Origin of the sequence: Duganella zoogloeoides, from assembly GCF_034479515.1 — a bacterium.
GTDB lineage: Bacteria > Pseudomonadota > Gammaproteobacteria > Burkholderiales > Burkholderiaceae_D > Rugamonas > Rugamonas zoogloeoides.
Genome location: NZ_CP140152.1, coordinates 3754621 through 3768334, shown reverse-complemented (window position 1 = coordinate 3768334; position 13714 = coordinate 3754621). Strand labels below are relative to the sequence as shown.

Below are 13714 nucleotides of genomic sequence, written 5' to 3'. Positions count from 1 at the left end.
TATGTCAACGGTCACTAGCGATTTAAGATGGTTATCTTGATAAGCTGCGCAGGACCAGGCTCGCTAACTGGGCGGGGGCATGGTCGACCGAGTCGAAGCTGTATTGCAGCAGCAGCGGGTTCAGGTATGGCCGCAGCACCAGATAGATGGCGCTGGCGGTTTCGTCCAGCGGCGTCTTGCGCTCGAAGTCTTCGTTCTCGCGGCCCAGGCGCAGGATGTCGGTCAGCAGGCCCTGGATGCGCAGCTCGTAGCGCCGCGCGGAATCCCAGCGCTCCGAGGCGGCCGAGGAGGCGATGTCGAACAGCTTGCGGTCTTCGAAGAACAGCCGCATGCTCGAGGCCACGATGGTCTTGAACAGGCGGCGCAGCTTCTCGGGCGCGCCGTCGGCGCTGTCCACGGCAGCGCGCACATCGGTCTCGATCTCGAGCAGGCAGGTGGCGCAAATCTGTTCGCCGATGGCCTGCTTCGATTCGAAGAACTTGTAGATATAGGCCTTGGAAAAGCCGATCGCCTTGGCCAGGTCGGAAACCGTGGTCTTCTCGTAGCCATACAGGCGGAAGTGGGCGGTGGCGGCGGTGACGATCTGGTCGCGCACGTCGTGGTCGGCGGGGCCCCGGGCCGGGCCATGGTTGATGGTTGCAATAGTCATGGACGACAGCTTAACCCCCATCCCCGATTTGCACAATAAGTGACTAAATAGTGATATAGTCACTCATATCTTTTCTTCTTTAGTGGAATTCCATGATCCCGACCCGACCATTGATCGCGCTGGCGGCAGCCTGCATTGTGACAGGCTGCGCCACCGCTCCGGCCGTGGGGCCCGACTATGCGCGCCCCGACCTGCAACTGCCGCAGCGCTACCTGGCACAGTCCGCCGAGCCGGTGGGCGACCTGTCCGCATGGTGGCGCGGCTTCGACGATCGGCAACTCGATCAGCTGGTCACGCTGGCGCTGGCGCAAAATCTCGACCTGGCGCAGGCGTCTGCCCGCGTGGCGCAGGCGCGCGCGGGCCTCGGCGCCGCCCAGGCGGCGCTGCTGCCGTCGGCGAACGTGAATGCCCAGGCGGCGCGCGCGTACCAGTCGGTGGAAACGCCGCTGGGCCAGGTGGCCAATGCGCAGCCGGGTTTCGACCGTTACGGCAGCGCCTACGAGGCGAACATCGGCGCCGGCTGGGAAATCGACCTGTTCGGCGGATTGCGGCGCGGGCGCGAGGCAGCGCTGGCCGAGTACCAGGCGTCCGCCGCCGGCGCGGCCGCCACCCGGCTGGCGGTGGCTGCGCAGACGGCCGACACGTATATCACCTTGCGCGGCCTGCAGGCGCGCCTCGAAGTCGCCCGCAAGCAGGTGCGCACACAGGAGGGCTTGCTGGCCACCCTCAATCTGTTGCTGGGCAAGGGCCTGGTGCCGGAACTGCAAGTGCGCCAGGTGGAGGGCGCGCTGGCGCAGGTGCGCTCGTCGGTGCCGGTGCTGGAAGCGGCGCAGGACACCGCCATGAATGCGCTCGACGTGATGCTGGGCAGCGCGCCCGGTACGCATCGCGCGCAACTGCTAGCAGCATCCGCCATTCCGGTCGCGCCGGCCATCACGGCCACTGGCACCCCCGGCGACCTGCTGCGCCGCCGCCCCGACCTGATCGTGGCCGAGCGCCGGCTGGCCGCATCGCATGCGCGCATCGGCGTGGCGATTGCCGAGTTCTATCCGAAGTTTTCGCTCAGCGGCATGATTGGCAGCGCCACCGCCATCTCGGGCGGCAACCTGTTTACCAATGACGCCAGCCAGGCGTCGGCCATGCTGGGCCTGCGCTGGCGCCTGTTCGACTTCGGCCGCATCAACGCCCAGATCGACCAGGCGCGCGGGCAGGAAGCCGAAGCGCTGGCGGCCTACCGCCAGTCCGCGCTGCGCGCCACGGCCGACGTGGAAAATGCGTTGACCGACATGCAGCAGCGCCACCGCCAGGCCGCCACGCTCGAGCAGGGCGTGCAGGCGTGGCAGCAGGCGCGCCAGGCGTCGTTTGCCGCGTACCAGAAGGGCGTGGTGAGCCTGATCGAGGTGCTGCAAGCGGACGACAAGCTGCTGCAGGCGTCCGATATGCGGGTGCAGGCGCAGGCCGAGGCGGCGCGCGCGGCGGTGGCGGCGTTCAAGGCGCTTGGCGGCGGCTGGCAGCCAGCGCAGAATGATGGCGCAGTTGCCGCCCTGGCGCGGCGTTGATGGAAGCATCTTCGATAGCGCCGGTCTGCCAGTTGCGCTACCGAGGTATCTCTGCAAATGGCATCAACAGTGTCAGTGGATCATCGGGGAATGGCAGAACATAAGTTTTGGAGAGAAACTTTCGTTGATGCTGTGCGGCTGTGGCCTGCAAGAAAAAGTTCAGGTCCGCGTTTTCACAATCAAACTTTTTGGCCTGGTGGGAGCTCTCCAGCGGGACCACTCTGGTTGCCATTTTCAATTTCCCTTTGCTGAAATCTTTCAAACGCTCGCACCAGGGCAGCATTGGGTTTGGAACGGTTATCAAGCAGGTTGATGATCACTGCAGCGTCATTTTCCGAGAACTGGATGAATTTTTCCCGGTCGATAATCTTCTCGGCTTTTTCAAGCGATGCCTGGACCATGAATTGATTCACGGTCGATCCAGTTAGTTCCGCCGCTTCCTGAATTTTTAAGGTGATGGATTGCGGAATGCGGTTGGTAATGCGGTCGCTGCTTTCCGGTGCATTCATGATCTACCTCTCTAGCCAGCATGGCACTTGATGATCGAACCAGTGTACACCCGCATGCAGCGAACTTCAAACATAGCGTCAATCTGACGCAGCCTGGAAAATGTTGCGCCAAAGATGCAATTCGGCGTAGTCTCCTGTTATATGTCTTATATAAGACTCATTGAGGTACAATAGCGGCCGGAGCAGGTGTATCCGGCCTGATTCCTTCCGCTATCCACCCTCAATGAGAGTTTTTCATGCTAGCTGCCTACCGCCAGCACGTCGCTGAACGTGCATCCCTCGGGATCCCTGCGTTGCCTTTGTCCGCCGCTCAAACGTCGGACCTGGTCGAACTCCTGAAGCATCCGCCAGCCGGCGAAGAACAGTTCCTGGTCGACCTGATCACCAACCGCGTACCGGCTGGCGTCGACGATGCCGCCAAGGTCAAGTGCGCGTTCCTGGCCAGCGTGGCCAAGGGTGCGGAAACCTCGCCGCTGGTCTCGCGCGAGCTGGCCACCAAGCTCCTTGGCACCATGCTCGGCGGCTTCAACATCAAGCCGATGATCGACCTGCTCGACGATCCGGTCGTCGGCGCCATCGCTGCCGAAGGCCTGAAAAAGACCTTGCTGATGTTCGATTACTTCCACGACGTCAAGGAGCTGGCCGACCAGGGCAGTGCGCGCGCCAAGGAAGTGCTGCAATCGTGGGCCGACGCCGAGTGGTTCACCTCGCGTCCGGAAGTACCGCAAAGCCTGACCATCACCGTGTTCAAGGTCACCGGCGAAACCAATACCGACGACCTGTCGCCGGCGCCGGACGCCACCACCCGTCCAGACATTCCGCTGCACGCGCTGGCGATGCTGAAGAACCCGCGTCCGGGCATCAACCCGGAAGAACCGGGCAAGATCGGGCCATTGAAACAGCTCGAAGCCTTGAAAGCCAAGGGCCACCTGGTCGCCTACGTCGGTGACGTGGTCGGTACCGGTTCGTCGCGCAAGTCCGCCACCAACTCGGTGCTGTGGTTCACCGGCGAAGACATTCCGTTCATCCCGAACAAGCGCTTCGGCGGCGTGTGCCTGGGCACCAAGATCGCCCCGATCTTCTACAACACCATGGAAGACGCCGGCGCGCTGCCGATCGAACTCGATGTCACCCAAATGGAAATGGGCGACGTGGTCGAACTGCGTCCATACGACGGCAAGGCACTCAAGGATGGCGTCGTGATCTCCGAGTTCACCGTCAAGTCGCCGGTGCTGTTCGACGAAGTGCGCGCCGGTGGCCGTATCCCGCTGATCATCGGCCGTGGTCTGACCACCAAGGCACGCGAAGCGCTGGGTCTGCCCGCATCGACCCTGTTCCGCCTGCCGCAAAATCCGGTCGACAGCGGCCGTGGCTTCTCGCTGGCGCAAAAAATGGTCGGCCGCGCCTGCGGTCTGCCCGAAGGCGAGGGCATTCGTCCTGGCACTTACTGCGAACCGAAGATGACCACCGTGGGCTCGCAAGACACCACCGGTCCGATGACCCGCGACGAGCTGAAAGACCTGGCCTGCCTGGGCTTCTCGGCCGACCTGGTGATGCAGTCGTTCTGCCACACCGCCGCCTATCCGAAAGTGGTGGACGTCAAGATGCACCGCGAACTGCCGACCTTTATCGAAAACCGTGGCGGCGTGGCCCTGCGTCCGGGCGACGGCGTGATCCACTCGTGGCTCAACCGCCTCCTGATGCCCGACACCGTCGGCACCGGCGGCGACTCGCACACCCGCTTCCCGATCGGTATCTCGTTCCCGGCCGGCTCGGGCCTGGTGGCGTTTGCCGCAGCGACCGGCGTGATGCCGCTCGATATGCCGGAATCGGTGCTGGTGCGCTTCAAGGGCACCATGCAGCCGGGCGTGACGCTGCGCGACCTGGTCAACGCGATTCCGCTGTACGCGATCCGCCAGGGCATGCTCACGGTGGACAAGAAGGGCAAGAAGAACATCTTCTCGGGCCGTATCCTGGAAATCGAAGGCCTGCCGCAGCTCAAAGTGGAACAGGCGTTCGAGCTGTCCGACGCGTCGGCCGAGCGCTCCGCTGCCGGCTGCACCGTACACCTCGATAAAGAGCCGATCATCGAGTACATGACCTCGAACATCACCTTGATGAAGTGGATGATCGCCAACGGCTACCTCGACCAGCGCACGCTGGAGCGCCGCATCAAGGCTATGCAAGCCTGGCTGGACAAGCCGGAACTGCTGGCGCCGGACGCCGACGCCGAATACGCTGCCGTCATCGAGATCGACCTGGCCGACATCCATGAGCCGATCGTGGCCTGCCCGAACGACCCCGACGACGTGAAGACGCTGTCGGACGTGGCCGGTGCCAAGATCGACGACGTGTTCGTCGGTTCGTGCATGACCAACATCGGCCACTTCCGCGCCGCCTCGAAAGTCCTGGAAGGCAAATCGGACATCCCGGTACGCCTGTGGATCGCGCCGCCGACCAAGATGGACCAGCAGGTGCTGACCACCGAAGGCCACTACGGCACCCTGGGCCGCACCGGCGCGCGCATGGAAATGCCGGGCTGCTCGCTGTGCATGGGTAACCAGGCGCAGATCCGCAAGGGCGCCACCGTGATGTCGACGTCGACGCGCAACTTCCCGAACCGCCTCGGTATCGAAACCAATGTGTACCTCGGTTCGGCCGAACTGGCCTCGGTGTGTTCGCTGCTGGGCCGCATCCCGACCCGCGAAGAGTACATGCTGCACACCGGCGTGCTCGACGCGAATTCGGCCGACATCTACCGCTACATGAACTTCGACAAGATCGAGGAATTCAGCGCGGTGGCCGATACGGTGAAGGTGGCTTAAGCCCCGGTTTCCGTATCAGCTAAAAGCCCCAACCCGCCTTCACTGGCTGGTTGGGGCTTTTTTATGGCTGGTTGCTAAAACCGCCATGCCAGTCCTGCCCGCAGCGTGCGCATCTCGCCCGGATGGGTATGAATATCTGCGACCGGCGCCGCCTCGCCCGGCAGTTGCGATTCGTAGTAGTAATCGATGTCGCTCACGCGCCGGTTCAGCAGGTTGAGTACCTCCACCGTCAGCTTCAGGTTGGCCGCCAGCTGGTAGCCGAGCTTCATGTTAACCAGCGTGGACGACGGCGAACGCACCGAGTCGTCCTCCACCAGCGCGCGCGGGCCGAAGTAGCGCAGCCGCATGCCGCCCGACCATGGACCCGCTTCGCCCGATACGCCGACGGATGCGGTGCGGCTGATCGAGCCGGGGATGAAGTCGCCGGCCGGATCGTGATCGCGGAAGCGCGCGTGCGACCAGGCCAGGTTGGCGTCGATGATCCAGTCCTTGGCCGGCGAGTAGAAATTGGTCAGCTCCACGCCGTGGCGGCGGCTGGGACGGCCCGCTTCGGTGGTACCGGCGTCGCCGATGAAGATCAGTTCCGAATCGAGGTCGAGCTGCCACGCGGCGAGGGTGGTTTGCAGGCCTGGTACCAGGCCCACCAGGCGCAGGCCCGCTTCCTTGCCGGTGGCCTTGACCAGCGGCGTGGCGCGTTCGATGGCGGCGCCGTCGGCGTCCACCGCCAGGCCGGTCCTGGGATCGACGGTGCCGGTGATGCCGCGCGCGTCGTTGCTGTGGAAGCCACGGCCCCAGTTCAGGTACACCTCGGCGTGTTTGCCCGGTGTGAAAATGGCGGTGAATTTCGGGCTGTTGATGCTGGCGTCGACCTTGCCCGAGTTGGCAGCGTTATCGCTGTCCACGTCAAAGCTGTAGCGGTCGGCGCGCACGCCGGCCACGGTGCGCAGCCATGGCGCCCACGTGGTGCTGTTGGACGCGTACAGCGCGCCGCTGCGCTCTTTTACTTCATCCTCGCGCACGGTGGACAGGCGGCGCTTTTGCTCGCTCAGGTACAGGCCCACCGGAGACAGGCGGTCCTGGCGCAGCTGCACGCCGATGGCGGTCTCCGACGCGAAAGGTCCCAGCTTGTGCTGCCAGGTGCGCTCGGCGTTCAGGCCCAGGATTTGCCGGCTCTCGGCCTGTTGGTACTGGTCGCCGTGTTCGGGGTCGTCCAGCACATATGTGAAATTGCTGTACAGGTCCAGGCGCGACTTGATGAAGTAGGCGCCGACATGGCCATGGCCGTCGGCGTACTGGCGGGTCCAGTCGCCCGACAGGCTGTAACGCGAGGTCTCGCCGCCGTCGCTGGGGTCGAGCGCGCCGTAGCGGCCGATCAGGCCGGCGTCCAGCGCACGCTGCGGCACCTGGTCGGTGGAGTTCCACGACGAGTGCATGCCCATGGCGGTCACGCGCACATCGTCGTCGCCGCGCGACCAGCTATATGACAGCACGCCGTTGGTGCGCTGGTAATCTTCGGGCGTATCCCACGGGCCGTCCTGGCCGGCGCGCTCGAGCGCGTAGAGCAGGGCGCCGCCGGCCAGCGGCGTGGAGTTGGCCACCAGTGCGCGGTGAAAACGGTGCTGGCCCGCTTCCACGCTCAGCAAGCCTTGATCGAGCTGTTTAACGTAGTCGAAAGCGGCGGCGCCGGCGGCGGAAAAATCGCCTTCCTCGGCATAATAAGTGCCCTTTTTGTACTGGATGGTGCTGATCAGTTCCGGGATCACGAAGTTCAGGTCCGAGTAGCCCTGGCCGTGGGCGTTGGTGGGCAGGTTGACCGGCATGCCCATCACAGTGGTGCGGAAGTCGGTGCCGTGATCGAGATTGAAGCCGCGCGCAAAATACTGGTTGGCCTTGCCGTCGCCGGCATGCTGGGTGACGATCAGGCCCGGCACCGCTTCGAGCAGTTCGCCGGTGCGCAGCAGCGGGCGATTTTCCAGCTGCTTGGCGGTGACCGTGCCCTGGTTGGCGGAATCGGCCACGCCGAGCGGGATCAGGCTGGCCGAGACTTCAATTTGCTGCACTGGCTGGACGGGCTGGTTGTCGTCGGCGATGGCATGGGCTAGCGCGGGCAGGGCGGCCAACAGCATAGCCGGCAGCAGCCGCAGTGGGTGGGGGATGCGTGGTGTGGTTTTCATTGGCTAGCGGGTGGTGACCGGATTGCGGTCTTTTCTTCGACCCATCCTCAGTGGGCCGAATAAAAAGAAGCAATGCAGCCAGGGCGGGCGATGCGAGCGCCCGGCGCGTTTTACCGCGCCGGCATGGCATGCTCCGCCAATACGACAGGTCCCGGCCGCTTGCTTCCATCCGTCCTGGCCGGTATCCGGGCTAACAGGACAAATCACCCCGCCTTCCCATGCCGAGGGTAACCTCGCTGCACAGTGGACTATTGAGCTGACCTGCCGGCGCATCGTGACAACGCGCTGGCGCCTGTTTTACCGTTGCGGGGACAGCACACGTTTACCGCCGGCCTCCCGACGCGTGTTTCCCGTTTAACTGCGGCCGATGACGACCGCGAGCACCAAAACTGCGCCATGATACCGGGTGCCGGTGCTCATGGCAATTTCAGCAAGTCGGTCAAACCATGCTATAAAGTCGTTAACACGTTAACACGTTAACGAAAATGGAATTTCATGGAATCCGTCATCATCGTCCTGCCCAACCGGCAAACCATCGCCGCCAGCGTGTGGACCAGCACCGCGCCTGTCGCCGTGGTGCTGATTCACCCCGGCACCGGCATCGCCCAGCGCTATTACGAGCCGTTCGCGCGCCACCTGGCCGCAGCCGGCTTTCACGTGGTGACCTACGACTATCGCGGCATCGGCCGTTCGCGCCCGGCCAGTCTGCGGGGCATGGACATCACCATGGCCGACTGGCTCGAGGATGACGTGGGCGCCGTCACGCGCTGGGCCGCCGCGCGGTTTGCTGAACTGCCGCTGCTGGCTGTGGGCCACAGCCTGGGCGGCCACGCGCTGGCCCTGAACAGCACGACAAACCTGCTGCACGGCGCGGTGCTGGTGGCCTCCCACGCGGGCGTGACGGCCACCGTGACCGGGCTGGCCGAGCGGTTGCGCATCGGGCTCGTGATGCGGGTGCTTACGCCTCTGCTCACCACCATTTACGGTTATATGCCCGCGCGCAAACTGGGACTGGGCGAGGATCTGCCCGCCGGCGTGATGCGCCAATGGAGCCGCTGGACTGCGCTGCCCCGCTATTTTTTCGACGACCCGGCAATGGATGCGCAGGCGCGCATGGCGCGCGTGCGCACTCCGCTGCTGGTGCTGGGCTTTGCGGACGATCCGTGGGCCAATCCGCATGCCATCGGCATGCTGGTGGCGCCGCTGGTCAATGCCAGCGTGGCGCGGCGCCAGATCGCGCCACGCGATGCCGGCCTGGCCGCCATCGGTCACATGGGGTTTTTCCGCCAGCGCGTCGGCGCGCTGCTGTGGCCACGGGTCGTGGACTGGCTGCGCGACAAGGCGACCGCGCCGAAGGAAGCGTCATGAGCGCGCAGCGCGCCAGGCCGCGCCTGGTGTTCCTGCTCAACCGCGCGCAGCGCGCCTTGCAGCGTTGGGTCGAGACACGGCCGCAGGCGTGGGACGGTGCCAGTTCGGCGCAGGCGGGCTTGCTGTTCTTCCTGGCCTCGCGCAACCAGGCCACGGTGGGCGAGATTGCGACCGCGCTGGCCGTGGCGCCGGCGGCAGTGACCAACCTGTCCAAGCGCATGGAAGCGGCTTTGCTGGTGGAGCGCGTGAGCGATGCGCGCGATGGCCGGCTCACGCGCCTGCAACTGACTGCCGCCGGCGCGCAAGCCAGCGTGCAGGCCGGCGCCGTGCTCAAGGAACTCAATGTGCGGCTGGCGGACGGCTTCTCCGCAGCCGAACTGGACACCGTGGCCCGCTGGCTGGCTCACGTTGCGCAGCTCGAGGCATCAGGCGAAGTTTGATGCCTGCTCGAATTCGCCGGCGATGAAGTCGATGAATGCGCGCACCTTGGCCGGCTGGTTCTGGCGGCTGAGGTAATACAGGTACAGGTCGGCGTCGGGCAGGGTGTAGTCGCGCATTACCTGCCGCAGGCGCCCGCTGGCCAGGTACCTGGCGGCATCCCACTCGGAGCGCTGAACGATGCCGTGGCCGGCCAGCGCCCACAGCATGACGATGTCGCCGTCGTTGCTGGAGACGGCGCCGCGCACCTTCACCAGTTCTTCCACCTTGCCCTTTTGCAGGCGCCAGGTGCCGTACACGTCGTCGTTCTGGCGATGCAGGATGCAGCGGTGGCGGTGCAGTTCGGCCGGCGTGTGCGGCTCGCCCGCTTTTTTGATGTAGCCGGGCGACGCGCATAGAAAGCGCCGGTTGGCCATCAGCTTGCGGGCGGTGAGGCGCGTGTCGGGCAGCTCGCCGAAGCGGATCGCCAGGTCGTACGCTTCTTCCACCAGGCTGATGGGACGGTCGGTCAGGTGCAGCTCCACTTCCACTTCCGGGTAGGCATGGGCAAAGCGCGAGACGATGGGCGCGATGCGCGTGCGGCCGAAGCCCGGCGTGGCGTTTACCCGCAGCAGACCCTTGGGCGCGGCGCGCCCGCTGGCGACCGACTCCTCCATCTCGCGGATCTGGTGCAGGATGTGCGAGGCCTGCGCCAGGTACGACTCACCCTCGTTGGTCAGGCTGATGCGGCGGGTGGTGCGGTTGACCAGGCGCACCCCGAGGCGCTGCTCCATCAGGCTCAAACGCTTGGTGACGGCAGGGGGCGTCACGCCCAGCTCGCGGGCGGTGGCGCTCATGCTGCCCAGCTTGGCCAGCAGCACGAAAAAGGTCAGGTCGGGGGCGGTGTCGGTTTTCATTTAAAGTGAATAAAGGTTTCAATTCAGGTGAATTTTACCAGTGTAAGTCAAGAGTAGACTGATCGCACTTTGACAGGAGAACCGCATGAAAATCGTAGAAATCCGCGAAAAAACCGTTCCGATCAGCTCCCCGATCCGCAACGCCTACATCGACTTCAGCAAGATGACCCTGAGCCTGGTGGCCGTGGTGACCGACGTCATCCGCGACGGCAAGCCGGTGATCGGCTACGGTTTCAATTCCAACGGCCGCTACGGCCAGGGCACCCTGATGCGCGAACGCTTCATTCCGCGCATCCTGGAAGCCGACCCGGCCAGCCTGGTGGACGATGCCGGCACCAATCTCGATCCCCATAAAATCTGGAACTGCATGTTCACCAACGAAAAGCCGGGCGGCCACGGCGAGCGCTCGGTGGCGATCGGCACCATCGACATGGCGGTGTGGGATGCGGTGGCCAAGATCGAAGGCAAGCCGCTGTTCCAGCTGCTGGCCGACCGCTACGGCAACGGCCAGGCTGACCGCAAGATTTTCGTGTATGCGGCCGGCGGCTATTACTACCCGGGCCAGGATCACGGCAAGCTCAAGGACGAGATGCGCAGCTACATTGACCGCGGCTACACGGTGGTGAAAAAGAAAATCGGCGGCGCCGATCTCGACGAAGACCTGCGCCGCATCGACTCGGTGCTGAGCGTGCTGCAGGACGGCCAGAAACTGGCGGTGGACGCCAACGGCCGCTTCGACCTCGACACGGCGGTGAAGTACGCCAAGGCGCTGTCGCAGTACGACCTGTTCTGGTACGAAGAGCCAGGCGATCCGCTCGACTTCGAACTGCAGGCCACGCTGCGCAATTACTACAAGAACCCGATGGCCACCGGCGAAGACCTGTTTTCGATGCAGGATGCGCGCAACCTGATCCGCTATGGCGGCATGCGCGCCGACCGCGACTGGCTGCAATTCGACTGCGCGCTCAGTTACGGCCTGGTCGAGTACCTGCGCACGCTCGACATGCTGCGCGAACACGGCTGGTCGCCCAAGCGCTGCATCCCGCACGGCGGCCACCAGATGTCGCTCAACATCGCGGCCGGCCTGGGGCTGGGCGGCAACGAGTCGTATCCCGACCTGTTCCAGCCCTATGGCGGCTTCCCCGACGGCGTGACCGTCGATAACGGCCACATCGTGCTGCCGGAATTGCCCGGCATCGGTTTCGAGGGCAAGGCCGACCTGTATCGCGAAATGGTCAAATTGGCGGTATGACCGATGGCTACACTGGACGGAAGGCGCCGCCCGGCGTCCTCTACCCGTGGAGGAATCATGGCTACCGAATTCGATCCGTTCTGGCTGTTCAAGCTGCCGCTGTCGGGCGACGTTATGCAGCGCATCAGTTTGCCGTGGTTTTCTCCCACCTTCAATTTCGCCGGCGATGCCGGGATCGAGAAGCGGGTGGTGTCGGAGGTGGCCAGTTATGGCAAGCAGATAGGCTGGCTCAACGAGCTGGTCATCAAGCTGGCGGAACAGCAGGCGGTCGATGCCGATGTACTCAAGAAGGTGAAAAAGGCGGTAGAGGACATCAACGAAATCAAGAAGACCCAAGCAAACACCGTGCTGCACACGGCGGTCGATGCTCTCAAGCAGCTCGAAGCCAGCGAACCCCAGTTGTACAAGGAGCTGATCAAACGGTGCGCCGATGACGCCGCCAGCTCCGGTGCTTCACATTAACCCAGCTGGCCTGTTCCGCCAGCTTGCTGGCCATGGCCTTGCTGCTGGTGCTGGCCTTTATCGGTCGCAAGCGTCCCGCTAGGGCTGGTAGCGCACCGCGTCGAGGAACAGGGTAAACGCGGCCGACGGGTGGCGCCGGCTCGGGTAATACAGGCGGTAGCCGGGGCAGGCGGTAGCCGGGGCAGGCGGGGCACCAGTCGTCCAGCACCCGCACCAGCCGGCCGGCGTCGATGTGCGGCTGCACCTGGTCTTCGGGAATGTAAGCCAGGCCCAGGCCGTCGAGCGCGGACTGGATGCGCAGCGCCAGGTTGTTGAACACCAGTTGCCCGTCCACCTTGACCTTGACCTCGCGGCCATCCTTGGCGAATTCCCAGGTATAGATCGCGCCGTGGGTGGGCAGGCGCATATTGATGCAGTTGTGCTCGGTCAGGTCGCTCGGCACCTGCGGCGCCGGGCGCCGCGCGAAATAACCGGGCGACCCCACCACGGCCCAGCGCAGGTCGGCGCTGATGCGTACGGCGATCATGTCCTTGTCCACCTGGTCGCCCATGCGCACGCCGGCGTCGTAGCGTTCGGCGACGATGTCGGTCAGGCGGTTTTCCGAGTGGATTTCCAGGCGGATGTCGGGGTAGTCGGGCAGCAGCTTGTTCAGCGCCGGCTGCAAAATGGTCAGCGCCGAGTGCTCGCCTGCACTGACGCGGATGGTGCCGGCCGGCTTCAGGCGGCGTTCGCCCAGCAACGCCAGTTGCGCCTCGATTTCCTCGAAATGCGGGGCGATGTTGGCCATGATCTGCAGCCCGGCCTCGGTGGGCGAGACGCTGCGCGTGGTGCGCACCAGCAGCGGCAGGGCAAGGCGCTGCTCCAGCGCCCGCACGGTCTGGCTCAGCGCCGATTGCGACACACCGAGCCTGGCCGCCGCCTTGGTAAAACTGCCTTCGCGCGCGACCGCGATGAAGGCGAGGATGTCATTGAGATTGTTTTGTGCCATGGCGTCAGACTTTACCACCGATGGCGGCGCGGTATTAGGTCTCCTAATAAATGCTTGAGCAAAAACCGGCAAAGAAATCCCCGCCTCGCTGACTAGAACATCGGGTTGCCGCTGGCAGTGCGCTCCGGCACGGCCTGGTTCACATCCCAGTGTTCGACGACTTTGCCGTTTTCCAGTTTGAAAATATCGACGATGGCGTTGCCACGCGTGCCAGGCTCACGTACGGCGTGGACGTGCAGGATGACGAAGTCGCCATCGACAAAACTTTTGACGATGGTGCTGTGCGAGTCCGGGTACTTGTCGCGCAAGAAGGCGATGAACTGGCGGAAGCCTTCGGGACCATCGGCGGCGTTCGGATTGTGCTGAACGTAGCGCGGCCCCACGTATTGCAAGGCGGCGTCGGCATCCTTGCGATTGAGGCCGGCCTCGTAAAACTTCAGTACCACCTCGCGGTTGGCCTGGGCCGCATCAACCTGGTGCGGGGTGGCGCAACCGCTGGTGACGGCGGCGGCAAGCAAAACCGGGATGAGCAAACGGCGCATGACGACGGTCTCCGTATCGATGAAAACCTGATTCTAGCGGCCGTCCCCCATG

Annotated in this window: 12 protein-coding genes and 1 riboswitch; of the genes, 6 read left to right on the top strand and 6 right to left on the bottom strand. The window is 64.3% G+C overall.

Features of this window, described 5'->3' with window-relative positions; all coding sequences use genetic code 11:
- Positions 1 to 31 precede the first annotated feature (31 nt).
- Complete coding sequence (locus SR858_RS16500) at positions 32 to 649, bottom strand: TetR/AcrR family transcriptional regulator (RefSeq protein ID WP_026636959.1); 618 nt, start codon at positions 647 to 649, stop codon at positions 32 to 34.
- 92 nt (positions 650 to 741) lie between these two features.
- Between SR858_RS16500 and SR858_RS16495 the strand changes: the two genes are divergently transcribed.
- Positions 742 to 2208 (top strand): efflux transporter outer membrane subunit, encoded by a 1467-nt coding sequence (locus SR858_RS16495; RefSeq protein WP_026636958.1) that lies wholly within the window; start codon positions 742 to 744, stop codon positions 2206 to 2208.
- Positions 2209 to 2387: 179 nt separating this feature from the next.
- Here the strand turns inward: SR858_RS16495 and SR858_RS16490 are convergent, their stop codons facing one another.
- Positions 2388 to 2717: a type II toxin-antitoxin system TacA family antitoxin gene (locus SR858_RS16490; RefSeq protein ID WP_019920099.1), complete on the bottom strand. Its 330-nt coding sequence runs from the start codon at positions 2715 to 2717 to the stop codon at positions 2388 to 2390.
- Positions 2718 to 2953: 236 nt separating this feature from the next.
- Between SR858_RS16490 and SR858_RS16485 the strand changes: the two genes are divergently transcribed.
- The gene (locus SR858_RS16485) at positions 2954 to 5542 is read left to right on the top strand and encodes a bifunctional aconitate hydratase 2/2-methylisocitrate dehydratase (RefSeq protein ID WP_026636957.1); all 2589 of its coding nucleotides are present in this window, start codon (positions 2954 to 2956) and stop codon (positions 5540 to 5542) included.
- Between the two features lie 74 nt (positions 5543 to 5616).
- On the opposite strand, the gene SR858_RS16480 is transcribed toward SR858_RS16485, so the two are convergent.
- On the bottom strand, positions 5617 to 7716 hold the full coding sequence (locus SR858_RS16480; RefSeq protein WP_019920097.1) for a TonB-dependent receptor: 2100 nt from the start codon (positions 7714 to 7716) through the stop codon (positions 5617 to 5619).
- A gap of 159 nt (positions 7717 to 7875) precedes the next feature.
- Positions 7876 to 8119: riboswitch (cobalamin riboswitch) on the bottom strand.
- Positions 8120 to 8211: 92 nt separating this feature from the next.
- Between SR858_RS16480 and SR858_RS16475 the strand changes: the two genes are divergently transcribed.
- Together SR858_RS16475 and SR858_RS16470 are read left to right on the top strand one after the other, a co-directional pair.
- A complete protein-coding gene (locus SR858_RS16475) occupies positions 8212 to 9084 on the top strand; it encodes an alpha/beta hydrolase family protein (RefSeq protein ID WP_019920096.1) in 873 nt (290 codons plus the stop codon).
- Positions 9081 to 9524 (top strand): MarR family winged helix-turn-helix transcriptional regulator, encoded by a 444-nt coding sequence (locus SR858_RS16470; protein ID WP_019920095.1) that lies wholly within the window; start codon positions 9081 to 9083, stop codon positions 9522 to 9524. Before SR858_RS16475 ends, SR858_RS16470 begins: the two co-directional genes overlap by 4 nt.
- On the opposite strand, the gene SR858_RS16465 is transcribed toward SR858_RS16470, so the two are convergent.
- Positions 9510 to 10418, bottom strand: coding sequence for a LysR family transcriptional regulator (locus SR858_RS16465; RefSeq protein ID WP_019920094.1), 909 nt, complete (start codon positions 10416 to 10418; stop codon positions 9510 to 9512). The two genes, SR858_RS16470 and SR858_RS16465, sit on opposite strands and share 15 nt — an antisense overlap.
- A gap of 85 nt (positions 10419 to 10503) precedes the next feature.
- Here SR858_RS16465 and SR858_RS16460 point away from each other — a divergent pair, with 85 nt between their 5' ends.
- The gene (locus SR858_RS16460; RefSeq protein ID WP_019920093.1) at positions 10504 to 11670 is read left to right on the top strand and encodes a mandelate racemase/muconate lactonizing enzyme family protein; all 1167 of its coding nucleotides are present in this window, start codon (positions 10504 to 10506) and stop codon (positions 11668 to 11670) included.
- Positions 11671 to 11727: 57 nt separating this feature from the next.
- Positions 11728 to 12132 carry a hypothetical protein gene (locus SR858_RS16455; protein WP_019920092.1) on the top strand — a complete coding sequence of 135 codons (405 nt, stop codon included), beginning with the start codon at positions 11728 to 11730 and terminating at the stop codon, positions 12130 to 12132.
- On the opposite strand, the gene SR858_RS16450 is transcribed toward SR858_RS16455, so the two are convergent.
- Complete coding sequence (locus SR858_RS16450) at positions 12086 to 13120, bottom strand: LysR family transcriptional regulator (protein ID WP_407654675.1); 1035 nt, start codon at positions 13118 to 13120, stop codon at positions 12086 to 12088. The genes SR858_RS16455 and SR858_RS16450 overlap by 47 nt on opposite strands.
- Positions 13121 to 13212: 92 nt before the next feature.
- The gene (locus SR858_RS16445) at positions 13213 to 13662 is read right to left on the bottom strand and encodes a nuclear transport factor 2 family protein (RefSeq protein ID WP_019920091.1); all 450 of its coding nucleotides are present in this window, start codon (positions 13660 to 13662) and stop codon (positions 13213 to 13215) included.
- Between the last annotated feature and the right edge of the window lie 52 nt (positions 13663 to 13714).